General features: G+C 60.7%; 21 protein-coding genes. 6 read left to right on the top strand and 15 right to left on the bottom strand.

Annotated features, from left to right (window positions below; translation table 11 throughout):
• The first annotated feature begins 192 nt into the window (after positions 1 to 192).
• Positions 193 to 1797 (top strand): ATP-binding protein, encoded by a 1605-nt coding sequence (locus HCO70_RS21685; RefSeq protein WP_172299981.1) that lies wholly within the window; start codon positions 193 to 195, stop codon positions 1795 to 1797.
• An 84-nt stretch (positions 1798 to 1881) separates the two neighbouring features.
• Here the strand turns inward: HCO70_RS21685 and HCO70_RS21680 are convergent, their stop codons facing one another.
• The 3 genes from HCO70_RS21680 to HCO70_RS21670 form a co-directional block, all read right to left on the bottom strand.
• A complete protein-coding gene (locus HCO70_RS21680; protein ID WP_371742298.1) occupies positions 1882 to 2682 on the bottom strand; it encodes a YdiY family protein in 801 nt (266 codons plus the stop codon).
• Between the two features lie 294 nt (positions 2683 to 2976).
• Positions 2977 to 3432: an Lrp/AsnC family transcriptional regulator gene (locus HCO70_RS21675; RefSeq protein ID WP_172299980.1), complete on the bottom strand. Its 456-nt coding sequence runs from the start codon at positions 3430 to 3432 to the stop codon at positions 2977 to 2979.
• 7 nt (positions 3433 to 3439) lie between these two features.
• Positions 3440 to 3895, bottom strand: a complete 456-nt coding sequence (locus HCO70_RS21670) for an Lrp/AsnC family transcriptional regulator (RefSeq protein WP_172299979.1) — start codon at positions 3893 to 3895, stop codon at positions 3440 to 3442.
• Between the two features lie 129 nt (positions 3896 to 4024).
• On the opposite strand from HCO70_RS21670, the gene ilvC reads away from it, so the two are divergent.
• Positions 4025 to 5047 carry a ketol-acid reductoisomerase gene (ilvC, locus tag HCO70_RS21665; protein ID WP_172299978.1) on the top strand — a complete coding sequence of 341 codons (1023 nt, stop codon included), beginning with the start codon at positions 4025 to 4027 and terminating at the stop codon, positions 5045 to 5047.
• A gap of 60 nt (positions 5048 to 5107) precedes the next feature.
• Here ilvC and HCO70_RS21660 read toward each other — a convergent pair whose 3' ends face one another.
• Entirely contained in the window at positions 5108 to 5302 is a 195-nt protein-coding gene (locus HCO70_RS21660) for a hypothetical protein (RefSeq protein ID WP_172299977.1), read from the bottom strand.
• A 369-nt stretch (positions 5303 to 5671) separates the two neighbouring features.
• Here HCO70_RS21660 and HCO70_RS21655 point away from each other — a divergent pair, with 369 nt between their 5' ends.
• A complete protein-coding gene (locus HCO70_RS21655; RefSeq protein WP_172299976.1) occupies positions 5672 to 6136 on the top strand; it encodes a GyrI-like domain-containing protein in 465 nt (154 codons plus the stop codon).
• A gap of 4 nt (positions 6137 to 6140) precedes the next feature.
• On the opposite strand, the gene glmM is transcribed toward HCO70_RS21655, so the two are convergent.
• The 7 genes from glmM to HCO70_RS21620 form a co-directional block, all read right to left on the bottom strand.
• Positions 6141 to 7493 (bottom strand): phosphoglucosamine mutase, encoded by a 1353-nt coding sequence (gene glmM, locus HCO70_RS21650; protein WP_172299975.1) that lies wholly within the window; start codon positions 7491 to 7493, stop codon positions 6141 to 6143.
• Positions 7490 to 8503: a dihydropteroate synthase gene (gene folP, locus HCO70_RS21645; RefSeq protein ID WP_172299974.1), complete on the bottom strand. Its 1014-nt coding sequence runs from the start codon at positions 8501 to 8503 to the stop codon at positions 7490 to 7492. The genes glmM and folP overlap by 4 nt, the downstream gene beginning before the upstream one ends.
• 40 nt (positions 8504 to 8543) lie before the next feature.
• A complete protein-coding gene (locus HCO70_RS21640) occupies positions 8544 to 9452 on the bottom strand; it encodes a dihydroneopterin aldolase (protein WP_172299973.1) in 909 nt (302 codons plus the stop codon).
• 77 nt (positions 9453 to 9529) lie between these two features.
• Positions 9530 to 10168: a cell wall hydrolase gene (locus tag HCO70_RS21635; protein ID WP_172299972.1), complete on the bottom strand. Its 639-nt coding sequence runs from the start codon at positions 10166 to 10168 to the stop codon at positions 9530 to 9532.
• 194 nt (positions 10169 to 10362) lie between these two features.
• Positions 10363 to 12942, bottom strand: a complete 2580-nt coding sequence (locus HCO70_RS21630; protein ID WP_172299971.1) for a putative PEP-binding protein — start codon at positions 12940 to 12942, stop codon at positions 10363 to 10365.
• Between the two features lie 176 nt (positions 12943 to 13118).
• Entirely contained in the window at positions 13119 to 15428 is a 2310-nt protein-coding gene (gene glyS / locus HCO70_RS21625; RefSeq protein ID WP_172299970.1) for a glycine--tRNA ligase subunit beta, read from the bottom strand.
• A gap of 1 nt (position 15429) precedes the next feature.
• Positions 15430 to 15900, bottom strand: coding sequence for a DUF6446 family protein (locus HCO70_RS21620; RefSeq protein WP_172299969.1), 471 nt, complete (start codon positions 15898 to 15900; stop codon positions 15430 to 15432).
• Positions 15901 to 16001: 101 nt separating this feature from the next.
• On the opposite strand from HCO70_RS21620, the gene HCO70_RS21615 reads away from it, so the two are divergent.
• Positions 16002 to 16835, top strand: coding sequence for a glycosyltransferase (locus HCO70_RS21615; protein WP_172299968.1), 834 nt, complete (start codon positions 16002 to 16004; stop codon positions 16833 to 16835).
• On the opposite strand, the gene HCO70_RS21610 is transcribed toward HCO70_RS21615, so the two are convergent.
• Together HCO70_RS21610 and HCO70_RS21605 are read right to left on the bottom strand one after the other, a co-directional pair.
• The gene (locus tag HCO70_RS21610) at positions 16823 to 17194 is read right to left on the bottom strand and encodes a VOC family protein (protein ID WP_172299967.1); all 372 of its coding nucleotides are present in this window, start codon (positions 17192 to 17194) and stop codon (positions 16823 to 16825) included. The two genes, HCO70_RS21615 and HCO70_RS21610, sit on opposite strands and share 13 nt — an antisense overlap.
• Positions 17191 to 18117, bottom strand: a complete 927-nt coding sequence (locus HCO70_RS21605; protein ID WP_172299966.1) for a glycine--tRNA ligase subunit alpha — start codon at positions 18115 to 18117, stop codon at positions 17191 to 17193. Before HCO70_RS21605 ends, HCO70_RS21610 begins: the two co-directional genes overlap by 4 nt.
• Positions 18118 to 18276: 159 nt before the next feature.
• On the opposite strand from HCO70_RS21605, the gene HCO70_RS21600 reads away from it, so the two are divergent.
• Both HCO70_RS21600 and HCO70_RS21595 read left to right on the top strand, forming a co-directional pair.
• Entirely contained in the window at positions 18277 to 20037 is a 1761-nt protein-coding gene (locus HCO70_RS21600; RefSeq protein WP_172299965.1) for a trypsin-like peptidase domain-containing protein, read from the top strand.
• A 160-nt stretch (positions 20038 to 20197) separates the two neighbouring features.
• Positions 20198 to 20872, top strand: a complete 675-nt coding sequence (locus tag HCO70_RS21595; RefSeq protein ID WP_172299964.1) for a DUF6064 family protein — start codon at positions 20198 to 20200, stop codon at positions 20870 to 20872.
• A gap of 89 nt (positions 20873 to 20961) precedes the next feature.
• Here HCO70_RS21595 and HCO70_RS21590 read toward each other — a convergent pair whose 3' ends face one another.
• Together HCO70_RS21590 and HCO70_RS21585 are read right to left on the bottom strand one after the other, a co-directional pair.
• Positions 20962 to 22410 carry a TrkH family potassium uptake protein gene (locus HCO70_RS21590; protein WP_172299963.1) on the bottom strand — a complete coding sequence of 483 codons (1449 nt, stop codon included), beginning with the start codon at positions 22408 to 22410 and terminating at the stop codon, positions 20962 to 20964.
• A 33-nt stretch (positions 22411 to 22443) separates the two neighbouring features.
• Positions 22444 to 24459: a cation:proton antiporter gene (locus HCO70_RS21585; RefSeq protein WP_172299962.1), complete on the bottom strand. Its 2016-nt coding sequence runs from the start codon at positions 24457 to 24459 to the stop codon at positions 22444 to 22446.

The raw sequence follows: 24459 nt of genomic DNA, 5'->3' as shown, positions 1-24459 counted from the left end.
CAGAACTAGGTGCAACAGTGAAACAAAAACGCACGGTCGGTCTGGAAATCCAATTCCACCCGTGCAACTCAGAATTGAAAATAAGAACTCGATCTTCATCAAGATCGCTAACCCGGGAAGCTATCATATCGCAGTGCGAACCAATTACCGCAGATACTCGGAAACAGTCGGCATTGCCGTAAAGTCACCAGGATGATCGAACAAAACACGCTGTCTTGGGAAGCCGAGATTATCGCCGCAGATCCGTCGCCTGAGACCGAGGTTGCGCTCAGAACACTCTACATGCTGGCAGTAGAGCCAGACCTGCCGCTCGAAATCAAAATCCAGAAGCTGCTGCAGCTCGGCACGCGGGTCCTTGGTATGCCACTTGGGATCGTCAGCCGCATCCGCGATCAAAGTTACGAGGTACTACACTGCGAGGGTCCTGACTGGGCACCTACAGCCGGTACATATTTCGCTCTCGGTGAAACCTACTGTATCCACACGCTCGAAGCCGGCGATGTGACCCACTTTCATCACGCCGGTGCGTCTCGAATTGCGACGCATCCCTGTTACAGGGGCTTCGGGCTGGAAAGCTATATCGGCGTGCCGTTGGTCGCCGGGGGCGTCCGTGTCGGCACAGTGAACTTCTCGAACCCTGAGCAACGAGAGCCCTTTGAACCGCGTGAGATCGCGCTGGTGCGCTTCTTCGCCCGATGGCTTGGTCAGGAATGGCAGCGCCGCGAAGAACATTGCGCCGTCGCTCGCCAATCCGCCCTTCTGACAGCAGTCTTCGATACTGTACCCGAAGCCATCATCCTATGTGACGAACAGCGCCGTATCCGGCTCGCCAATCCTGCTGCACAGGAGATGTTCGGTTATAGCTCCGCCGAGCTGATCGGGCGCCAGACCTCCATCCTGTACCCTTCGGTCAGTGACTACGCCGCCTTGACCAACAAGTACTATAACGACCCGCCGTCCAAGCGCGATGCGCTTGAATTGACCTTCCGCCGGCGCGAAGGATCGGAATTCCTCGGTGAGGTAGCAGTCACGCCACTCTTCAACGAGGAGAGCGAGTTCAACGGATATGTCGTTATGGTCCGAGACATCTCGGAGCGCCACGCGATGGAAACAACCCGCAAGGAATTGATCTCTAATGTCAGCCACGAGTTGCGCTCGCCGGTAACATCGATCCTGGGCTCACTGAAACTCCTTGCTCTGAATACGAGGGACTTGTCGGAGAAATCCGCCGGACTCGTCGACATTGCCCACCGCAATGCCGAGCGGCTGCAGCACTTGGTAGACGACATCCTGGAATTGGAGGTACTAAGCGATTCGAGCTTCGCTCTCCAGGTTGAAGCTATTGATTTTTTGACACTTCTACACCGTGCAGCAGACGACATGGCAGGTTATGCCTCTCAGCACTCTGTCGAGATTGTCGTGGACGAGAAGAGCCACGTGGACTTCACAGTGGAGGGTGATTCCAGCCGCCTGCTTCAGGTTTTAACCAACCTGCTGTCCAACGCCATCAAGGCCTCCCCCGAAGGCGGTACTGTCGTGATGGGCCTGACACAGGACGGAAGCGGTTTCTGGGTCCGGGACCAAGGCATGGGCATTCCGGCGGAACTGCAGCCTGTACTGTACGATCGCTTCAAACGCGCGAGGGAAGGCTATGCCAGACCCCAAAGCAGTACGGGCCTCGGCATGAGCATCGTCAAGGAAATCGTCGACTATCATCTCGGCGAGATCCGCTATGTCACCGAAAAGGGCAAGGGCACCGAATTTACGGTCACCGTCCCTCCAAGGATGCGCAACTAGATAGCTGAAACGGACCAAACAAAAAACCGGGACGAAACATCGCCCCGGCAGTTTTGCACCTTTTTACGTCTATAGAGTAGGGCGTCAGAACCCGTAGACCAGCGAGACACCCAAAGTATTATCGGTATTGTCGTAGCCCGGTAGCGGATCGGAGTCATACTCCGTCCGGTAGGATACCCGCGTGGAGAACACGTCGGTTACCTTGAAGTTCAAGCCGAGATCATTGGTCACCAAGGTGCTGTCATCCGAAAACAGCACATCGGTGTCATTCGTCAGGAACACGGAATCGGTGAAGGCATAGTAGAAACGGGACGCCACAACACCGGCGACCTCGGTGGTGTTAGCGCCGGTTTGGTCCTCGACATACCGAACGCCAGGCCCGGCCTGCACCCGCCATGCCGCGTCCGAAGTGTTGATGATCCGGTATCCCGGTCCAGCGCCAGCAAACAGGTCCCACTCGTTGCTGTCGAAGGCATCATAACGGACCGACGCCAGACCAAAGATGTAAAACCTGTCATTCAATGACCGGTTCACGTCATAGGTGGCGAAGACCTCTTCCTCGCTGCGGACGTCGTTGTCCTCGGAGAATTCGCCCGCAAATCCGAACGTATGGCTCCAGGGTCCCTGTCCGTAGTGGAACCGGCCCGCGAAATTCAGATCGACCGTGTCAGTGTTCCCGCTGTTCGCAGAAAAACCGAGTGCAACACTGCCGCTCCAGCCCTGATCGAACTGCGCCGGTCCGAAACGCGCCGAATCCTGGGCATCTGCCAGATCATCGTCGACGTCTTCCTGAATGTCGTCGATCCGGTCGTCCAGTCCCTCGATGCCTACGATCGCAGCCTGCGAAAAAACCGGCTGGGCCAAGATCAGGGACAGTGCGGGCACGGCGAGAGCGGTTGCGATTGTTGGGGAGACTCGATGCATTTAACTAACCTCATTCCTTGTGACTTCGCCTCGCCTCAAGCTGCAGAAGCAGCACTCCTTGAGGCGACATAGAGCCAGTTTACTGTAGGTCAGATTTTCTACTATAGATTTTTTAATTGTTTTGTTAATCAACTCTTGATAGCAATTGCGTGATATCAGCCAAAGCCTTTGAATGCTGGCTTTCATGGGCATTCCCAAGAAGTATGCTTTGTGCAATTTCCCGCCGATGTCGTTCGAGGTCCCAAAATATAGGCATCAGAGAGGACCCGGCAGACGTTCTTCGCTCAGCATAACATTCGCTTCGATGCTCCCGACGCCTGGCAATGCCATGATCCGCCGGCGAAGCACGCGCTCGAAATCTGAAAGATCCCGCGCCACCACACGTAAGCGGTAATCGAAGAGGCCCAGCACATGCTGTACCAATTGCACCTCGGGAATGGCTGACACCGCTCGCTCGAACGCTTCCAACCCGACACCGCCCTTTGCGGCCAGCTTCACACCCAGAAAAACCGTAACCCCGAAACCTAGCTTCTCAGCATCCAGGTCCAGCCGTCGCCCGCGTAGCGCGCCCGAGCCATAGAGCCGTTGAACACGGCGCCAGGTTGCAGGTTGGCTCAGTCCAATTTTGCGCCCCAAAAGTCCGGCCGACTGCGTCGCGTCCTCCGACATTTCACGCAGCAGCAAACGGTCGATCTCATCCAATTCCGTCATGCGGTCCTCATATTGGCAGCCACTCCTCTGCCTTCACCGTCGCCACAAGCACCAGCGCCTCGATATCTGCGATATGCGGAAGCCTGAGGATCCGGTTACGATAGATGTCCTGATAGTGCCGCATGTCCCGTGCTATTACGTTTAACCGCACATCGACTTTGCCCAGAAAGGTCTGTATCTCGATCACCTCGGGGACCTCGCGCGCAGCAGCGAGGAATTCGTCGAAGGCAGAGCGTTGTGTCTTGTCGAGGTTGAAGCGCAAGCTCACCTGAACTTCATAGCCCAAAGCCCGCCAATCGATCACCGCCCGAGTTCCACGGATCACGCCCGAACCGCGTAGTTTCTCGAGCCGGCGCTGCACCTGCGGGACGGAGAGATTGGCGTGCTCTGCCAGGTCCTGTGCGACACGACCCGGATCGTCCTGCAAAAGCCTCAACAATCGCCGATCCATGTCATCAAGCATGAAATCTCCGAATATTCGATACTACGCGCATGATTACCACGAAGAATGGCTGAGAAACATGCCAAATCAGTCTCGTAAACCAGAGCCGTCCAATCTAGGACACTTCCCGGAACAACCGGAGGACAGACCATGCGCGTCTATTACGATCGTGACTGCGACATCAATCTCATCAAGGACAAGAAGGTGGCAATCCTTGGCTACGGCTCCCAGGGCCACGCCCACGCGCTGAACCTGCGCGACTCTGGCGCCAAGAACGTGGCCGTCGCCCTGCGCGAAGGCTCGGCATCCGCTAAGAAGGCCGAAGGCGAGGGCCTGCAGGTCATGGGCATCTCCGAAGCCGCCGCCTGGTGCGACCTGATGATGTTCACCATGCCCGACGAGCTTCAGTCCGACACCTGGAACAAATACGTCAAGGATCACATCAAGCCCGGCGCCGCGATTGCTTTCGCCCACGGCCTGAACATCCATTTCGGCCTGATCGAGGCGCCGAAAGAGATCGACGTCATCATGATGGCCCCCAAAGGCCCCGGCCACACCGTCCGCGGCGAGTACACAAAGGGCGGCGGCGTGCCCTGTCTCGTGGCCGTCAACAACGATGCCTCCGGGAAAGCGCTGGAACTCGGCCTCAGCTATTGCTCCGCCATCGGCGGCGGCCGCTCGGGCATCATCGAGACCAATTTCCGCGAGGAATGCGAGACTGACCTCTTCGGCGAACAGACGGTTCTCTGCGGCGGCCTCGTCGAACTTATCCGCATGGGCTTCGAAACCCTCGTCGAGGCGGGCTACGCCCCCGAGATGGCCTATTTCGAGTGCCTACACGAGGTAAAGCTGATCGTGGATCTGATCTACGAAGGCGGCATCGCCAACATGAACTACTCGATCTCGAACACCGCTGAATACGGCGAATACGTCTCCGGGCCGCGCATCCTTCCCTATGCCGAGAGCAAGGCGCGAATGAAGGAGGTCCTGACGGACATTCAGACCGGCAAATTCGTACGTGACTTCATGCAGGAAAACGCCGTGGGCCAGCCGTTCTTTAAAGGCACTCGCCGGATTAACGACGAACACCAGATCGAACAGGTTGGCGAAAAGCTCCGTGGCATGATGCCATGGATCTCGGCTGGCAAGATGGTCGACAAGGAAAAGAACTAAGCCAATCGGCTCTACGGTAAGGGCCCCGGCACCAGCCGGGGCCCTTACAGTTCCAAGACATCAGGCCTTCTCGCCGGCCTTCAGGCGCAATGCCGCATCAATCTTCGGGGCTTTTGTGCACCAGTCCTCGCCGCGCGCTTCCCAGACCGCATCGCGAACTTCGGCGTGAATGACGATCCGTTCTGACGACACTTCAATCCGCTCCTGCGGCAAAAGCGCCAAGAAAGTTAACAGCGCTTCGGTGGTCAAACACATATCGGGGCTCCTTCGACTACCCGGAGTTGCCCTCCCCTCCCAATAGGCTGGAGTAGCATCGGCACGCGATCCAGCTTCGAATGCTGCACCGCAGCATTCCCTGTCCGAAATGATGCTTACGTGCCACCAACCGTTGCCAACAGCCTGCTTTTTAAGCGATGGTGGGCATTCAATAGATCGCAGAAGACAATACCGCCCGCCTAACGCGCCGCGCGCTATGACCATTGCAACGCAGACCCCTCCTCCGTTGAATCGAACGACAGTGCCGTCCAGTCGGAAATGAGTGTTTTTCGGCCGACCAATACGTGCTGCGAAACGTTCGGCCATGTTACGATGTCCGCGCCACATATTGCCTCGAAGAGACCAACCATGGACATCCGCCGCGAAACGCTGCCCGCACAGCCCTACTACTACGTCGACTGCGAAACTGACTTCGACGGAACCACCATCACCGCAGCCATGGGCGACGCCTTTAGAAAGGTCTTCGACCATCTCGCCGGCAAGGGTATCGCCCCGGGGAGCACGCCGATTACGGTATATCTCGAAATGTCCCGCGAAAAGCTGCGCTTCCGGTCAGGTGTGATTGTCGCCCCGGGCGATGCAGATCAGCCGGAAGGTGAGATCGAGACCGGAACTTTGCCTGCTGGCGACGCAATGGTGGCAACCCATGTCGGTCCATACGCCACTTTGAACCAGACACATAAGACTCTGCAGAACCACATGCAGACAGAGGGAATCGAAGCGGCCATGCCCGTGTGGGAGATCTACGTGGACGATCCCGGCAGCGTTCCGGAAGGCGAGTTGAGAACCGAAATCTACCGCTTCATCGGCTGACGCCTTAGGCAGGAATGCCCGCCGCTTCGACTTCGGCCACGATTTCGTCAACCACCCGAGCCATCAGCGCTTCGTCCTCGGCCTCGGCCATAACCCGGATCAACGGCTCGGTTCCGGATTTCCGGATCAGCAGCCGCCCCGCTCCATTCAGCTGTGCCTCACCATCAGTGATTGCCTTTCGAACGGGCGGCAGCGACAAAGGATCGGTCCCTGCGGCATAGCGGACATTTCTCAGCAACTGCGGCACCCTCTCGAAGCTGACCGAAAGGTCCGATGCCCGCTGCCCGGTTTCCACCATCGCACCCAGAAATTGCAACCCCGCGATCAGCCCGTCGCCGGTCGTGGCATAATCCGTCATCACGATGTGCCCGGATTGCTCGCCACCCAGATTCCAGCCGCCGGCACGCATCCTCTCCACCACATATCGGTCGCCCACCGGCGTCCGTTCTAAAGCGATCTGATTGCCCTGCAGGTAGCGCTCCAGCCCAAGATTGGACATCACCGTGGCGACCAATGTATTTCCGCGCAACCGTTGCGCTTCGGCCCAGCGAGTCGCGAACAGGGCCATGACCTGATCGCCATCGGCCACCTCGCCATTCTCGTCGAGTATCATCACACGGTCCGCGTCGCCATCGAGACAGATGCCCACATCCGCCTTTTCGCGGCGGATCGTTTCTGCCGCTAGTGCCGTGTCGGTCGACCCGCAACCATCATTGATATTGTACCCGTCCGGCGCGGTGCCAATTGCCACGACCTCGGCGCCGAGCTCCCATAGAACTTCCGGCGCGGCGCGGTAGGCCGCACCGTGGGCACAGTCGATCACCACTTTAAGCCCGTTCAGCTTGCGCCCCATCGGGAAGGTCGTCTTGGCGAATTCCATGTAACCGCGACGCCCGTCGTCGATCCGCCGCGCGCGGCCGATGTTCTGCGGCTGGGCATAGTCGATCCCACCCTCGAGGATCGTCTCAATCTCTGCTTCCGCCTCGTCCGACAACTTGTACCCGTCGGGCCCGAAAAGCTTGATCCCGTTATCGTGCGACGGGTTGTGCGAAGCCGAGATCATGATCCCCACATCCGCCCGCATCGAATGGGTCAGCAGGCCCACCGCCGGTGTCGGCACCGGACCGAGCAGCAAAACATTCATGCCTGTAGAGGTTAAGCCCGCTGTGAGCGCGTTCTCGATCATGTAGCCCGACAGGCGAGTGTCCTTGCCAATCACCACCCGATGTCGGTTCTCGCCGTCGCGACGGAAATAGCGTCCTGCCGCCGCGCCGAGCCGCATCGCCAAGTCAACAGTCATCGGATAGGTATTCGCCCGCCCGCGCACCCCGTCGGTGCCGAAGATCTTCCTACTCATGCAATCCACCTCTCGCCTGTAACGGCGGCCTGCAGGCTAAGGGCCTGTCTTGTCGCCTTCATATCATGAACTCTGAAAATCTGCACACCCTGCAACGCACCGGCCAGCGCCACCGCGACTGATCCCGGCATCCGGTCCTGTGCTTCCGGCGCATTGCTGATCGTTCCTATGAACCGCTTGCGCGATGCCCCAAGCAGCAACACGCAACCCAGCGAATGAAATAGGCTCAGATGCCGTAATAGCTGCAGGTTGTGCTCGAGTGTCTTGCCGAACCCGATACCGGGATCTAGGATCACTTTTCCCCGCGCAATTCCCGCTTCCTCTGCCGCGGCCACCCGCGCCTCCAGGTAGTCATAGACATCGAAAAGCACGTCGTCGTAGTGCGGGTCGTTTTGCATCGTGGCCGGGTCGCCCACATTATGCATCAGGCAGATCGGCGCGCCGCTCTGCGCCGCGAGCGCCGCCATGCAGGGATCGTATTCCATGGCCGCCACGTCGTTCAGAAGCGTTGCCCCGGCCTGCAGCGCGGCCTTGGCCACCACGGACTTGCGCGTGTCGATGGAGATTGGAATGTCGATCTCATTCGCTAGAATGCCGATCACCGGCTCTGTCCGCGAGTTCTCTTCTGGAACCGCCACTTCCGCCGCACCGGGCCGCGTAGATTCTCCTCCGATATCAATGATGTCGGCACCTTCGTCGCGCAAACGTCGCGCCTGACCCAGCGCCGCTTCTACGTCCAGAAATTTCCCGCCATCGGAGAAACTGTCTGGTGTCACGTTCAGGATACCCATCATTCGCGGAGCCTCCCAACCGATGCCCGCGAGCGGAGTGCGTGCGGCCGTCAGCCGCTCCAGCACATTCGCCGGCGCATCATCCGCCGGGATCACTTCGCCCTCGTCGCGCGTCATCCGCTCAACCCGGTCGAACCAGCACCAACCTCCGGCCAGCGACAGCGCCTTGCGCGGACGCGCGGGATCGGTCATCGGGATCGGGCGATAGTAGGTCTTCATGACCAGAGGATTTGAAAGAGCACGGCCGAAAGGACAAGACCTATCGGCTGGTCAGCATCTCGCGCACAGGAACGGCGGCAGAAATCGGCGCAGCAGTCCCTAAAACGACCAGTTCACGCGCCTCCACCAGCGCCGCGAACCAGGCGGCCAGCGATGGGCCATCGACCGCACGGGGCCCGTCCACCGCATCCAGCACGATCTTCGACGGCGCCCAGACGCAGATTTGCCCGTGCTTCATTGCCCAGTCGAGTTCGGTCCGTGTTCCGACCACCACACAACGACTGTCGCGACTCGCCAGAATCCAAGCATTCTGCTCCATCGCCAGCAGGTCGACCCGCCGCTGCGGAAGTCGCGATCCCGCTTCTGGCAGCGGCCCTTCCGGAAAGCCGACGCAAATGATCAACGGCTCACCCGAGGTGGTGAAATCGTCAATGATGTTGGGCAATTCCGGCGCGCGGATAAAATGGTTTGTCAAGTACATGACGGTGGGATGAGGCACCGCCGCGCCCTCGGGCACGGCTCGTGCACTGGCACGTCGTGACCGTACAATTTCGACACCTAATGCCCCCGGCCCCCGGTCGAGCTTTTCGACCCGAACGAAAATCCGCCGAACCCGCGGCTCATTTAGCACTCGCTCGGCGATCCGCTCCGCCAACGTCTCCAGCAGATTCAGCCGCTCTGCTGCCAGCTCGCCATGGATCGCCTCGGTCACCCTGTCATAGCTCACGATGCGATCAACATCATCATCGACCGGCCCGGTTGGCGGCGTGAGCTCCACGACAATGTTGAAACAAAGCCTCTGTGTCCGGCCACGCTCGGCCTGGAACGCGCCGATCTCGGCCTCGACGATATGGTCGCGCAGCGAGATTCGGTCGGGCATCCCTGGGTCAGCGGTGGACGCCGCCCGCGCCTCTGGATGCGCAAAAGCGTCGTGAATTTCGTTGCTCATCTCGGCAGGCCTCCCGTTCCTCAGGAGACTTACCTAAACACAGGCCGCACTGGATGCGAACCCGAAAGCGCCGCGGCTCAGTTCGACGCGATTTTCAACGGCATCCGGTAGAAAAGGTGCCGGCCGATGGTCGCCGTATGCTCGAAACGGCGCGCCCAGCGCGGGCTGACTGCGGGGGTGTGGAAATTGGTCGCGCCGCCAGTCAAGGTTCTGGCTGCTCCGTCCATCAGCACCCGCGCCACCTTTCCGGCCCTCACATAGGCAGCCTTGTTAGCAAAGACCTCTGCCAAACCATCGCAGGAATAGCTGAACTGGCATTGGTTGCGGCGCCCGGTTCCCTGGTGAACGACACCGCAGACGGTGTCGGGAAATTCCCGGCGTTCGACACGGTTCAAGATCACCTCACCCACGGCGAACTGGCCGCGCACGCTTTCGCCACGCGCCTCAAAATACAATGCTTCCGCGAGGCATGCCCATTGAATGCCGCCGTTGGCTCTCGGCATCGTGTCCAACCAAGCCATAGTGTATTCCGTCGCCAACGACGCTGCTTCTGCCGCCGTTCCCGCCACAATCTGGCCCAGCGTGTCGTCAAAGCGTTCATCCATCTGAATGCTCGGATCATTCGATTCGCTCAGCACCTCGCCGGCTCCAGCGACGGTACTAAAACTCACAGCGACGACAATAATTGCCGCCTGCCATAGGCGAATGAAAGCCATCAATCTGTCCCCCAGGCTGGCCCGGCTATCCGGTTCAAACCAAAATCACCGCGTGGCCCTAACCGATCGGAGCGCTGCGAGTCGAGTCCGGGGGCTCACGGCGGGTAAAACCGGCGGGAAAACGCAAACGCAAAAGCGATTCAGGCTGCACTTTTTGCGCAGCCTAACGCGAAGGTCCTGTTAGCAGGTTAATCTCACTTGCCGGCTTTCGGTCGCGTGAGTGCAAGATGTGCTGCCGCAAGTCTCACAACAGGCACACGAAATGGCGAGCAGGAAACATAGTCGAAGCCTGCATCTCGGCAGAAGGAAATCGACTCTGTGTTGCCGCCATGCTCGCCGCAAATTGAAAGTACGATCGCCGGCGCGGTCGCCCGCGCCCGGCCAGCGCCAAGCTGAAGCAACTCGCCAACACCCTCGGTATCAAGCACGTGGAACGGATCCTCCCGAAATACCCCCTGGTTCACGTATTCCGACATAAATCGTCCCGCATCGTCGCGCGACAGGCCGTAGGTCATCTGCGTCAGATCATTTGTCCCGAAGGACATGAATGCCGAGTGCTGCGCAATCTCATCCGCGCGTAGGCAGGCCCGCGGCGTTTCCGCCATAACGCCCAGCCGATAGTCGAAATCAGCGCCTCTCTCGTTGCGCACCGCCGCCGCAACGGCATCGATCCGAGTCTTGACCAGTTCCACCTCGCGGTTGGCGGATACCAACGGGATCATGATCTCTGGAACCACCGGATCGCCACGGCGGCTCGCTTCCACCGTCGCCTCGAAGATTGCACGCGCCTGCATGTCGTAGATCTCAGGCACAGTGATCCCAAGTCGCACGCCCCGCATACCAAGCATCGGGTTAAATTCGCTCAGTTGCTCGACACGCCGGGTTACCTTGGCGATGGGCAGGTCCAGCGACTCCGCGAGACCGCGCATTGCATCCCGGTCGCTGGGGAGGAATTCGTGCAGGGGCGGGTCGAAGAGACGGATGCAAACCGGCAGCCCCTGCATAATCTCGAACAACTCGACGAAATCGCGCCGCTGCATCGGCAACAGCTGATCCAGCGTCGCCTGCCGGTCTTCCGGCGCGTCGGCGAAGATCATTTCGCGCATCACCGTCAGGCGGTCTTCCTCGAAGAACATATGCTCGGTCCGGCAGAGCCCGATCCCCTGTGCCTCGAAACTGCGCGCCAGCCGCGCTTCGGCAGGCGAATCCGCATTGGCCCGGATCCCGATATCGCGCACCGCATCTGCCCAGCTGAGAAGTTTCTGGAAAGCATCGTCCAGCGCCGGCTCCAGCATCTCGACCGAGCCTGCAAGTACCTGTCCGGTACCGCCGTCGATGGTGATCTCGTCGCCTTCCTTGAACACCCGTCCGTCCGGCGTGGTCAGTGTCTTCTTGCGGCTGCTGATAGACACTTCCGACGCGCCCACAACGCAAGGCAGGCCCAGCCCGCGCGCGATCACCGCCGCGTGGCTGGTCATTCCGCCACGTTCGGTAAGGATTCCGACTGCCGCATGCATACCCCGGATATCCTCCGGCGTCGTCTCGCGCCGCAACAGGATGCAGGGCTCGTCCCGCGAGGCGCTGGCCTGCGCCACCGTCGCGCTGAACACGATCTTCCCGCGCGCCGCGCCCGGGCTTGCGGCAATGCCGCGCGCTACCACGTCGCGTTTCGCGGACGGATTGATCTGCGGGTGCAGCAACTCTGTCAACGCCCGTGGCGCAATCCGCAGGATCGCCTCGCTCTCAGGAATGATCCCGTCTTCCGCCAGCGACACCGCGATCCGCACTGCCGCCCGGCTCGACCGTTGCACGCGCAGCGCATCGATCACCTTCAGCTTGCCGGCCTCAATCGTGAATTCCAGCTGCATTTCCTCGCGCAGCTTTTCCCGGCACAGCGCGCCATGCCGGATCAGCGCCTCGAAACAATCCGGCAGCAGTTCCTCTAGCGATTTTCCTCGCTTGTCCTTCGTCAGGTATAGCGCGCCCTCGCCCGATCGAAGCGCATCGCGCGCCTGGCTCTGGCTGCGGTAGCGCCCTGTGATCTGCGGCAGCCCGGTCGCGGGATCGATAAACTGCATCACGCCGGACCCGGATTCCTCCGGCCCGACTCCCAGCGCCATCTGCTGCACAACCAGCCCCAGACCGGCATCCGCCGGCGCGCCCCGCGCCTGCCTCAGAAGCCGCGCCGTCGTGCCCTCCCACGCTCGCGCCATCGAGCGCAGCACTTCTTCCAGTTGCCGCGCCGGTTCCTGCGGAAAGGGCTCGTCCGTCTCGTCCTCATAATCGCGAAGCGCCTGCTTCAGCGCCTTCGCGTCCGGTACGCCATCGATCTCGAACATATCAGGATCTAGCCGCGCCACATGGATCGCATAGGCCCGGATGAACCGCAGATATAGCGCGGTCGCAGCCGCCTCGCCCAACGTATCGCACAGGCAGGCATGCCGAGTGTCGTTCATTCCGATATTCAGGATGGCGCCGGGCCCGCCCCAGTCCGGATCCTCACTTGAGGGCCGAACGGAAAGCAGAGCATCCGCGCCGAATTCGTGCAGGATCCCCGCCACGTTTGGCATCTGCCCGCCGGCAATCCGGTGCACTGTCTCAAAGCTCAGCGCGACGGTCTCAGGTACCGGCAGACCCAACCGGATCAACCGCTGCAGGCACTTCGCCCGCCCGCCATGTGTATGCACATCGATCGGCGCCGAGGGCGTGATGTGCACATAGGGCTTGAGGGTGACGATTTTCTGCACTGCAGCATCTCCGCTGGGTTGCAGCATGATACATCCCGCGCCATTTCGAGCAAGTTTAAAGCAGGAAATGACCAGAAAGTGAGCATTCGCGCAAGATTTCTGGCACTTAGTGCGGCTAAAGGATCAGGCTGTCGCCACTGGATGTCAGGTCCGATGGTGCATCCAAAGCGACCACCGGGATGTTTCAGCCAGAAGTCAGGCGATTAGCCGTCCAGCTTGGTCAGGTCCGCCACCGCCAGGCATGTGGCGCGGATCCGACTCAACAGATTCAAACGGTTGCGGCGCACGATCTCGTTGTCAGTGTTGATCTGCACTGCCTCGAAGAACACGTCGATCGGAGAGCGCAGCCCCGCCATGGCCCCCATCGCCGTCTCGAAATCCTCGTCCTTCATCGCAGGCTCGATGGTCCGATCCGCGGCGTCCAGCGCTTCGAACAGCGCCACCTCCGCCGGATCCTCGGCGAATTTCGGATCGGCGCCAAAACTGTATTCGACCCCGTCCTTCTCCTCGGCCTGGGCCAGGATATTGTTCGCCCGCCGGAAACCCAGCACGAGGTTCTCGCCGTCGTCGGTATTCAGGAAGTCCGAAAGCGCCCGCGCACGCTTGACCAGCAGCGTCAGGTCGTCATTGCCGGGCATCGCCAAACAGGCATCGATGACATCGTGCCGGATGCCCTCGTCACGGAGGTGGACCTTCAGGCGGTCGTGGAAGAAGGAAAGCAGGTCCGCAGCTAGATTGGAAACTTTCTGAAATTCCACCTGCATGGGTCGTGCAATGTAAGCTTCGGCGATCTTCTTCGCGTGTTCTTCGGTAACACGTTGGCTCGCCTCTACTTTCTCCCAAATAGCCCACAAGGAGGCAGGGCTGGAAATCTCACCCTTTTGCGCCGCCTCATGCTCCTCGACGGTCTGGCGAGCCTGATCAATGTTTGTCATCAGCGACGGCCAAAAACTCTCAAAATGCTTCTTGAATCTGTGCTCGATACGTATTTGGCTCGCTTCAGTCAGCAGGTTTTCAAGAGAAACCCGAAGGTTGTTCCCCAACACCAACCGAATAACCCCAAGCGCCGCCCGCCGCAGCGCATAGGGGTCCTTCGAGCCCGTCGGCTTCTCGTCAATCGCCCAGAACCCGGTCAGCGTGTCGATCTTGTCGGCCAGCGCCACCGCCACCGACACCGGCGCCTCCGGCACTGCGTCAGACGGCCCCAGCGGCGAATAATGCTCCTCGCAGGCTTCCGGCACGCCCGAGTCGTGCCCGGCATGCGCCGCGTAATATCGCCCCATGATCCCCTGCAATTCCGGGAATTCATAGACCATCTCGGATGTCAGGTCCGCCTTGCAGATCCGCGCCGCTTCTTCCGCAAGGTCGGGCTTCGCGCCGACCATGGGCGCGATCTCTCGCGCCAAAGCGGCGATCCGCTCCACCCGCTCGCCCTGCGTCCCGAGCTTGGCGTGGAAGGTCACGTTGGCCAGCCCCGCGGCCAGCCCCGACATGCCCTGCCGCTCCACCGTGCGCAGGTCGTTTTCCCAGAAGAACTTCGCATCCGACAAGCGCGCCGCCAGCACTTTCTGATTCCCCGCCAGGATCGTCGCGCCCTCGTCGGCCGTCTCGATATTGGCGACGGTCACGAATTTCTCGATCCGCCCGGTCTTCGGGTTCTTCACCGAAAAGAACTTCTGGTGCTCCTTCATCGAGGTCTGCAGCACCTCCGGCGGCAACCCCAGAAAATCGGCGCCGATATCGCCCATCAGGACAACCGGCCATTCCACTAGCCCTGCGACCTCGCTCAGCAGCCCCTTGTCTTCTACGACGTCGAACCCCTGCGCAAAGGCGCGGTTGTGGGCGTCGACCCAGATATGATCGACCCGCTCATCGGCGCGCAGGATCACGTGGCTCCGCTTCAGTTTCGCCTCGTAATCCTCGAAGGAGGTTACTGAAAACCGCCCACTCCCCATGAAGCGGTGGCCTTCGGTGGTATCGCCAGCCCGTATCCCGTCCACCTCCATCGGCACGACGCTCGCGCCGGTCTCGTCGGTCAGCAGGCAGATGATCGAATGCAGCGGCCGCACCCAGCGCAGACTGCCCGCACCCCAGCGCATCGACTTCGGCCACGGGAAGTTGCGGATCGCCGCTTCCAGCACCTCCGCCACGATCTCTGCCGCCGGACGCCCCGGCCGCTCGATCACAGCAAAATAGACTTGCCCCTTCTTCTCGTCCCGAACGTCCAGCTGGTCCTTGGTCAGCCCGGTGGACCGAAGAAAACCTTCCAGCGCTTTATCCGGCGCATCAACGCGCGGCCCCTTGCGCTCCTCGCGCAGGGTGGGCGACTCGCCCAGCAATCCCTCGACGGTCAGAACCAGCCGCCGCGGCGTTGAGAACGAACCGGCATGGCCATAGGTCAGACCGGCCTCGACCAGCCCGTCGGTGACAAGGCGCTTCAGATCCTCCGCCGCGCGGGATTGCATCCGGGCGGGGATTTCTTCCGAGAAAAGCTCGATCAGCAGGTCGGGCATGTCAGTCCTGATAGGTCTCGTTCAGCTGGTGCCAGGCATAGGCGCGCCCGTCATCGAAGACGGCAACGACGCGGTCAACCCCGTCATGAATGTTTCTCTCGCCGAGAAAGGCAATCGCCTCTCCGTTTTCCAGCGCCTCACCTATCGCCTCCGCGTCGAAACAGTCGAACCAGCCCGGCGCATTCAGCGGCACTGCGGCATCGTAGATGATGAATTGTTCAGTGAGCCCGGCGATGGTCCGGTCGGTGTGGAAACAGGCGCGAAAACGCAGCGGAGAGCTGTCTGCATCGATGGCCTCCAAACCCTCGATCAGGATCGGCTCGGGTTCTTGCGAGGTCAGCGAAGTCAGCTGGATCTCGGCGTCCTCGGGACCCAGTTCGACGTAATAGCCGTATTCCTGCAGATAGTAGATCGCCACACCGGCGATCAGCGCGGTTACCACGATGAAGCCTCCGACGATCTTTCCGTTCATTACAGCCACTCCGCAACGGACCTCCCGGTATAACGATGCCTGAGTGGGTGCAAGCCGCGTTCGGATTGCGAACGCGCCGCGGATACAGGATAACCCGTCCCATGCGCGTCGAGATCATCATCTCCACCTATAACGCGCCGCGCTTCCTGCGGCTGACTCTGCTATCGCTTCTGGGACAGCGCCGGATACCTGATGTTATCGCCATCGCCGACGATGGCTCGGGTCCTGAGACAGCCGAAGTAATCGGGTCCTTCCAGGACGACCACCCTGAACTAACAATCCGCCATGTTTGGCACGAGGATGACGGGTTCCGGAAAAACATCATCCTGAACCGCGCGACCGAAGGCTCCGACGCCGATTACCTGATCTACACCGATGGCGACTGCCTGATGTCCCCCGGCTTTGTTGAGCGTCATTGCACCCTCGCCCGCCCCGACCGTTTCTGCTGCGGCAGCCTGATCCGACTGACAGAAACCGGCACCGAAGCAGTAACTGAAGATGACGTGACTTCCGGCACTGCTTTCCGTCAGGAATGGCTGCGCGGGCACGGCACCTTTGACCGTCCTACAACGTGGCTCAAATCCATGCCGCTGCCGATGCCGTTCCAGGTCGCACTCGACAAGGCCTATCCGATCCGCAAGACGTGGATGGGTTCCAACGCCTCGGCCTTTCGCGAAGCGATCCTGACAGTCAATGGCTTCGACGAGACCATGGCCTATGGCGGCGGCGACAAGGAATTCGGCATCCGGCTGGCCAACAGCGGCGTGTCCGGCCGGCGGCTGCGTTTCACCGCTCCGGTGGTCCATCTCGACCACCCGCGCGGCTACAAGGACGCCGAAGCGATCCGACGCCAGCGCGAAATGATCGGCCACGCCCGCACCAGCGGCAAGACCTGGACGGAAGAAGGTATCGTGAAAGGGCCTCAACCGGCCTGAGGCGCGATTTCCTGTCCGAAGCACAGCAGGTTTCCGTCCGGATCGCGCAAGCTCACCTCGCGCATCCCGTAGACCGCATCCCGCGGGCCGTCCACAGAATAGCCCCGGCCGCGCACAGCCCCAGCCAGCGCATCCACATCGTCGCAATGGAAATACGCCCGCCAGGCCGGCGAACGTACCTGATCCGCGCCATGCCAGGCATCGACGAAAACCACTGCCTGATCTTTGTGAAAGATCCCGAACCGAACGGGATCGCCGCCTTCCTCGCCCACCGCGAAGCCCATGACCTCGACCCAGAACGCCCTGGCCGCGGGATAGTCCGCCGACCGCAACACCGGGATCGAGGAGGTCAGCGTCACGCGGCCCATCCTCCTGCCGTCGTCTGCACGAAGGCGTCGGCGCATTGCTTCGCCAGTGCCCGCACACGCCCGATATAAGCCTGCCGCTCGGTGACGGATATCACTCCACGCGCATCCAGCAAGTTGAAAATATGGCTGGCCTTGATGCAGTAGTCGTAGGCCGGATGCGCCAGCACGATCCGCTTGCCGGTCTTCGGGTCTTCCGCCGGTTCGCTAAGCAGGCGCGCGCATTCCGATTCTGCTTCCTCAAACTGCTTCAGCAGAACCTCGGTATTCGCCACGTCGAAGTTGAAGCGCGAGTACTCCTCCTCGGTCTGTCGGAAGATATCGCCGTAGGAGAGAGCGATCGGCGTCTGCGGGTCGTTGAACGGCATGTCCATGACATGGTCGATACCCAGCACATACATCGCCAGCCGTTCCAGCCCGTAGGTCAGCTCGCCCGACACCGGATGGCAGTCATGACCGCCCACCTGCTGGAAATAGGTGAACTGCGACACCTCCATCCCGTCGCACCAGACCTCCCAGCCAAGCCCCCATGCGCCGAGTGTGGGGCTTTCCCAGTCGTCCTCGACGAACCGGATATCGTGCACGGACATGTCGATGCCGATCGCCTCCAGCGAACCGAGATACAGGTCCTGCAGGTCCGGCGGCGATGGTTTGATGATGACCTGATACTGGTAATAATGCTGCAGGCGGTTCGGATTCTCGCCGTACCGGCCGTCTGTCGGCCGCCGCGAAGGCTGCACATAGGCGGCCGCCCAGGGTCGCGAGCCTAACGACCGAAGCGTTGTCGCCGGGTGGAAGGTCCCTGCGCCCACCTCCATGTCGTAGGGCTGCAGGATCGCGCAGCCCGCCTTGGACCAATAGGCCTGTAGCCGAAGGATGATCTCCTGAAAGCTTTTCGGCGCTGTCTCTGTGGCCATGCCAACCTGCCTTGATCCGGTAGAAACGCGTTCTCAATAGGCAACAGCCCGGTCCGGGTCAATCAACTCTCCGCAAGCGCATATTGACCTTAACGCCTTTCCATCATTGAAAGGCTTGAACGGTCCGAAGCACGTTAGAATTAAGAGGAAATTGTTAACATGAAGCAGGTTGCAACCGCGCTCTTCACGGTCGCCGCATTGCTCTGGGCCGGGATCGCGGCCGCGCAGTCTACTTTCATTCAGGTAGAGGCACGACCCGACCTCAACGCCGCACAGGAAAGTGTGCGCGCGATTGCCGGAATTGTCAGACAGGTCAAAGGTTTCCGAATGGCCTCAGGCTGGTATGGCGTGGCAATCGGACCCTTCACCGAAGAAGAAGCGATTGACCGGATGCAGCGGCTGAAGCTGGATGGCCTGATCCCTGCCGATGCCTTCCTGACCGACGCCTCGGCCTACACGCAGCAGTTCTACCCAGTCGGTGGCTCCGCGCTCGCCGGCACGGCGCCGGAGGCGCCCTCGTTGCAGGGTGAGACGGCGACCGCCTCCAATCAACCCGGAATCCCGGTGATCTCGGAACCGACTGTCACCGACACCGAAACCCCGCAGCAGGCGGCCCGCAGCGAGGCCATCCTGCCGCGCGAAGACAAGCTGCAACTTCAGCGCGCCCTGCAATGGTTCGGCTTTTACAACGGCGCCATCGACGCCGCCTTCGGACCTGGAACCCGCGCTTCCATGGCTGCCTGGCAAGAGGATCAGGGCCTAGATCCCACCGGAATTCTCACCACGGTGCAGCGCGGCATGCTTCTTGACGAATACCGCTCCGTTCTGTCCTCCCTGGGCCTGACGCAGCGCATCGACGATGTGGCTGGCATTCAGATGACGATGCCATTGGCGATGGTCGAGTTCGACCGCTACGAGCCGCCTTTCGCACACTATGAGGCGATCAATAACAGCGGCGTTTCCGTTCTGCTGATCAGCCAGACCGGCGACGAGGCAACACTGCTCGGCCTCTACGACATCATGCAGACGCTTGAAATCGTTCCGCTGAACGGCAATCGCAATCGCTCTGCCAATTCGTTCACGCTGACCGGCGAGAATGACCGCATCAGGTCCTACACCTATGCCGTGCTTTCGGGCGGCGCCGTCAAGGGATTCACCTTGATCTGGCCCGCGGGAGAGGATCGCCGCTACAATGTTGCGCTACAGGCAATGCGCGACAGCTTTGCTCCGATCTCCGGCGCAGTGCTGCCTGATGCCTTTGGCGATGCGGCGCTGGATCAGTCGGTCGACCTCTTCGCCGGCCTGGAAATCCGCGCGCCTGAAAGTACCCGCTCGGGCTTTTACGTGGATGGCTCGGGTACCGTGCTAACCACCACAGAAGCCGTGGACGGATGTGGCCGCATCACACTGGAAGAAGTGTACGACGCGGCCGTTACCGCACGGGATGACACCCTGGGGCTCGCCCTGCTGCGCCCTTCCCAGACCCTCGCGCCGCTGGGATATGCCCGCTTTCAGGGGCACTCACCTCGGCTTCAGACTGAGGTCGCGGTTTCCGGTTACAGCTACGAAGGCGTTCTGAGTTCGCCGACGCTGACCTACGGCACGCTGGCTGCCGCGCGCGGATTGCAGGGTGAGGAGACAATGAAGCGCCTGGCGCTCAATGCCACGCCAAGCGACGCCGGCGGCCCGGTCTTCGATACAACCGGCGCAGTTCTTGGAATGCTGTTGCCTGAAGAAAACCCGGACGGGAAACGCCTGCCAGAAGGTGTCAGCTTTGCCACCGACGGCCTCGCCATAGCGGAATTCCTTTCAAACAGCGGTGTCACTGCCTCGGCCTCCGACAATTCCGGCGCACTCTCTAGCGAAGATCTGGCGCAGCTTGCCTCGACGATGACGGTTCTGGTCAGCTGCTGGGATTAAACGCGCAAACTAATCAAACCGGGCAAAGGCAGCCGGCTGGCGTCAGCAGGACCCGGGATAGAACCGTGTTTGGCCTGCAACAAACCGCCAAACGTGGGCCATCAGCGGCACTCTTGTAGGTAAACTGTCGCCATTTCTGGCATAATGGCGGCATTATACCATGAGTGTTGCCATGCCATTTACCGCTGAACAGTTTTTTGAGATTTTCGCCGCCTGGAACAATGCGATCTGGCCATTTCAATGGTTTGCATATGCGCTCGGCGTTTTGGCACTTCTTCTCTTATTCCGGCGCAAGCGCTACTCGACCCGCTACATCCTGCTGATTCTTGCTTCGATGTGGATCGTGAACGGAGTCGGTTACCACTGGATGTTCTTTTCCCGGATTAACCCCTTGGCGTGGTTGTTTGCCGTGGCTTTCTTGCTTCAGGCATTCCTGTTGTTGTCTTTCGCGATGTTGGGGCTGCGAATCCGCATCGTTCCGACCTGGGACATGCGGACACTTACCGGGCTCGGACTGGCTCTCTATGCGATGCTGATCTACCCGCTTCTGGGGCAGGCCTTAGGCCATGTTTTCCCGGCGGCGCCGGCATTCGGAGTCGCGCCCTGCCCAACCACAATTTTTACAATTGGCCTGCTTCTGCTCGGATCATGGCGTACATCACGCTGGCTCCTGCTGATACCCGCAATTTGGGGAATCGTCGGCGGCAGCGCCGCCATTCTCCTCGGCCTGCCACAGGACTATGGGCTTCTCGTCGCTGTGGCGGCAGCGGGCTGTGTCGCAATTGTCGAAGGCCTGGGAGCGGGCTGCGCACGCCACGTGCCGGATCCGAACTGAAACTCGCGTCGCTCAACGCGTTGCCAGGATTTCGCACCAATGCGCGGATCATCAAGCATTCGCTCGCACTTCAGGCTGATTTGACCCGATCAGACCCGCCAGAACTTCACTGTGAACAGCACAAGCACCACCATCACCTCCAACCGCCCAACCAGCATGGCGAAGAACAGGACCCATTTCGCCCCGTCGGTGAGACCCTGAAAGTTCCCCGCCGGTCCGATCTTGTCCCCCAGACCCGGCCCGATATTCGCAATCGCTGTCGCTGCGCCTGACACCGCCGTTATCGTATCTTCGCCGGTCAGCGCCAACAGCACCGAGATCACTCCCATAAGCACAACGAAAGACACGAAGAAGGCCACGACCGAACTGATCACATCCTGGCCGACGGGCCGCCCCTCGTAGCGCGGCGTGAACACACCGTGCGGAGAATGGATCCGCATGATCTGCGCCTTGATCGAGGCAAACAGCAGCTGGTAGCGGAACACCTTCACCGAACAGGCCGTCGATCCGGCGCAGCCCCCGATCAGTCCGATGAAAAAGAATGCAACCACCGGAAACGCGCCCCAAAGCTGGTAATCCACACTGGCATAGCCGGTTCCGGATATGATCGAGGTGACATTGAATATACCTTCCCGAAACGCATGCTCCGCATGATCTCCGTTGGCCACCACTCGATAGATGGTCATCACCAGAACCAGTACCGAGATGATCGTAAGATAGATCCGGATCTGGCTGTCTCGCCAGATCGGTTTTGCCTGCCCCGCTACCAACTGCACATAGCGGACGAAGGGCAAGCTGGCGAGAATCATGAAGACCGACGCGACATATTCCGCCGGCCCCTGGAACGTCCCGAAAGAGGCGTCATAGGTCGAAAATCCGCCAGTCGACATGGTCGTCAGCGCATGATTCAGCGCATCGAACCCGCCCATCCCGGCCGCTACATATGCGATCACGTTCGAGATCGTCAGCGCCACGTAGACCACGGAAATGCGACTTGCGATCTCGGCCGCGCGAGGCAGCACTTTGCCCCCCGTGTCGAACGCTTCCGACCGGAAGATCTGCATCCCGCCGACTCGCAGTTCCGGTAGGAATACCATCGCAACCACGATGATCCCTACGCCGCCGAACCACTGCAGCATCGAGCGCCAAAGTTGCGTGCCCTTTGCAAGATCGTCGAGTCCAGAAAAGACGGTCGAGCCGGTCGTCGTCAGCCCGGACATCGCCTCGAAAAAAGCGTCTACAACCCGTGCGTTGGGTTCGCCCAGAATGAACGGGATCGCACCGAATACAGGCAGAACCAACCACACCGAAACGGCCAGCAGAAAGGTTTGCTGCAGCGACAGCCGTTCACGCACTCCGTTCGCGCAGGCGAGCGCCAGGGAAACACCCGAGACCACGGTAAGGATCGCCGATTCCAAGAAGATCAGCCAATGCCCGCTGGCATAAAGCAGGTCCGTCAGCATCGGCACCAGCATCGTCGCACCAAGGGCCGCGACGAGCATGCCGATCACATATCCTACTGGGCGCAGGTCGAACATGAAGGCGAGGCTTGTCCGCCCGCTCGGAGACTGTCAAGCATCCTCGGCACCGCGCGCCTCGGCATCGCGACGGCATTGTTCGTCGGCCTCCTCGCCCTCGTCTCGGCCGACCGGCGGCGACCACGCCTTGTCGAACTGTACGGAATAGGCGCCGCGCCCGCTCAGCATCGCTCCGTCGGTCTCTTCTCGCAGTTCCAGCGACCGGCGGATGTAGGGTTCGTTCTCGTGTATCGGAATGTCATTGCGGTAGAGATCCGCCAATTCGCGGATAACCCGCCGATCGTGGTCGACAAATCCCTGCGCCATACGCTCTGCTTCGAAGGGGTGCATGCCCATCGCCTCAAAAGCTGAACGACCGGCGCGCACACCGCTGTCGAACGTCTCGCGGATAACATCGCGACAGCCTGCGGCCCATAACTCGTAGACGTGATCACGGCTCCGGGCACGGGCAATCACATGAACATGCTGGTAGTTCTGAATCACGTGGTGCACGATCTCGTTGGTTTGTTGCCGGTCGTCGATGGCCACGACCAGCAGCTTGGCGTTCTCGATTCCGGCGGCGTGCAGCAGGTCGGGGCGCGACGCATCCCCGAAGAACACCTTGAAATTGAAGGCTCGCATCATGCGGAGTTGCGCCGAATTATGGTCCAGCACAACGGTCCGGTACCCGGCGCCAAGCAGCATCCTGTTTACGATTCCGCCGAACCTGCCGTGACCGGCGATGATGATCGGTGCTTCCTCGTCGATCTGGTCGGGTTCGTCCGCCTGAGCGAGTGAGAAGCGGGGCGCCACGACCCGGTCGTAAAGGATGAACAAGGCCGGCGTCAGCAGCATTGACAGCGCGACCACCAGCAGCGCTACATCCGCCACGCTTTGCGGGATGACATGGCTGGCGGTGGTGAAGCTGAGCAGGACGAAGCCGAACTCGCCCGCCTGCGCCAGCCCCATCGAAAGCAGCCATCTGTCTGCACCGCGCACCCGGAATATCAGGCCGAGGCCGTAGAGGATCCCTGCCTTAAGGACCATCAGCCCCAGGGTGAGACTGACGATCATCCACAGATCCTCCCAAAGCAGCAGGAAGTCGATCCCTGCCCCAACAGTCATGAAGAACAGGCCAAGGAGCATGCCCCGGAACGGATCGATATCGGACTCCAGTTCGTGCCGGTACTCGCTGTTGGCCAGAACCACACCCGCAAGGAAGGTCCCGAGCGCCGGCGACAGGCCGACATGGTTCATCAATAGCGCGATGCCGACCACCATCAGCAGCGCCGTCGCGGTGAACAGCTCACGCATCTGCGCCACCGCGACGAAGCGGAACAGCGGACGCGTCAGCATCGAACCGCCGAGGATCACCGCCGCAATCGCCGCCACAGTGATCAGGGCGCGCTGCCAGCCGGGTATCGTCTCGATCCAGCCGGGCCCTTCCGGCGCATGATCGCCAGATGCTTCCACACCGTGTCCGTCCTCCACTGGCACCGATACTTCCGCTCCGTGCGCCGCATTCGGAACGGCGACCGCCGTGGCGTGGTCCATAAGCTCCGGCATCGCGAGCAGCGGGATAAGCGCCAGCATCGGGATCACTGCGATGTCCTGGAACAGAAGCACCGAAAAGCCCGCCTGCCCGCCGTCCGATCGCATCAGCCCCTTCTCGTTCAGGGTCTGCAACACGATCGCTGTGGAACTGAGCGCAAAGACCAGCCCCAGAGCCAGAGCAATCGTCCAGTAAAGCCCCAGCGCGATGCCCGCAGCCATCACCGCCAGCGCCGTCAGACCGACCTGAAGACCGCCAAGGCCCAGTAGCCGGGTCTTCATCCGCCAAAGCAGCTTTGGCTCCAGTTCCAGCCCGACCAGGAACAGCATCATCACCACGCCGAATTCAGCGAAGTGCTGCAACGACACGACATCGACCCGGAACGCCGCCAGCACCGGGCCCAGCGCGATCCCCGCGATCAGGAAGCCGAGGACCGAACCGAGGCCAAAACGCGTTGCGATCGGGACCGCAACGACACCGGCGATCAGAAACAGGAAGGCGAGAGACAGGAAATCCAT

Origin of the sequence: Pseudoruegeria sp. HB172150 (assembly GCF_013184805.1) — a bacterium.
Lineage (GTDB): Bacteria > Pseudomonadota > Alphaproteobacteria > Rhodobacterales > Rhodobacteraceae > Psychromarinibacter.
This window is presented reverse-complemented; position numbering and strand designations above follow the sequence as displayed.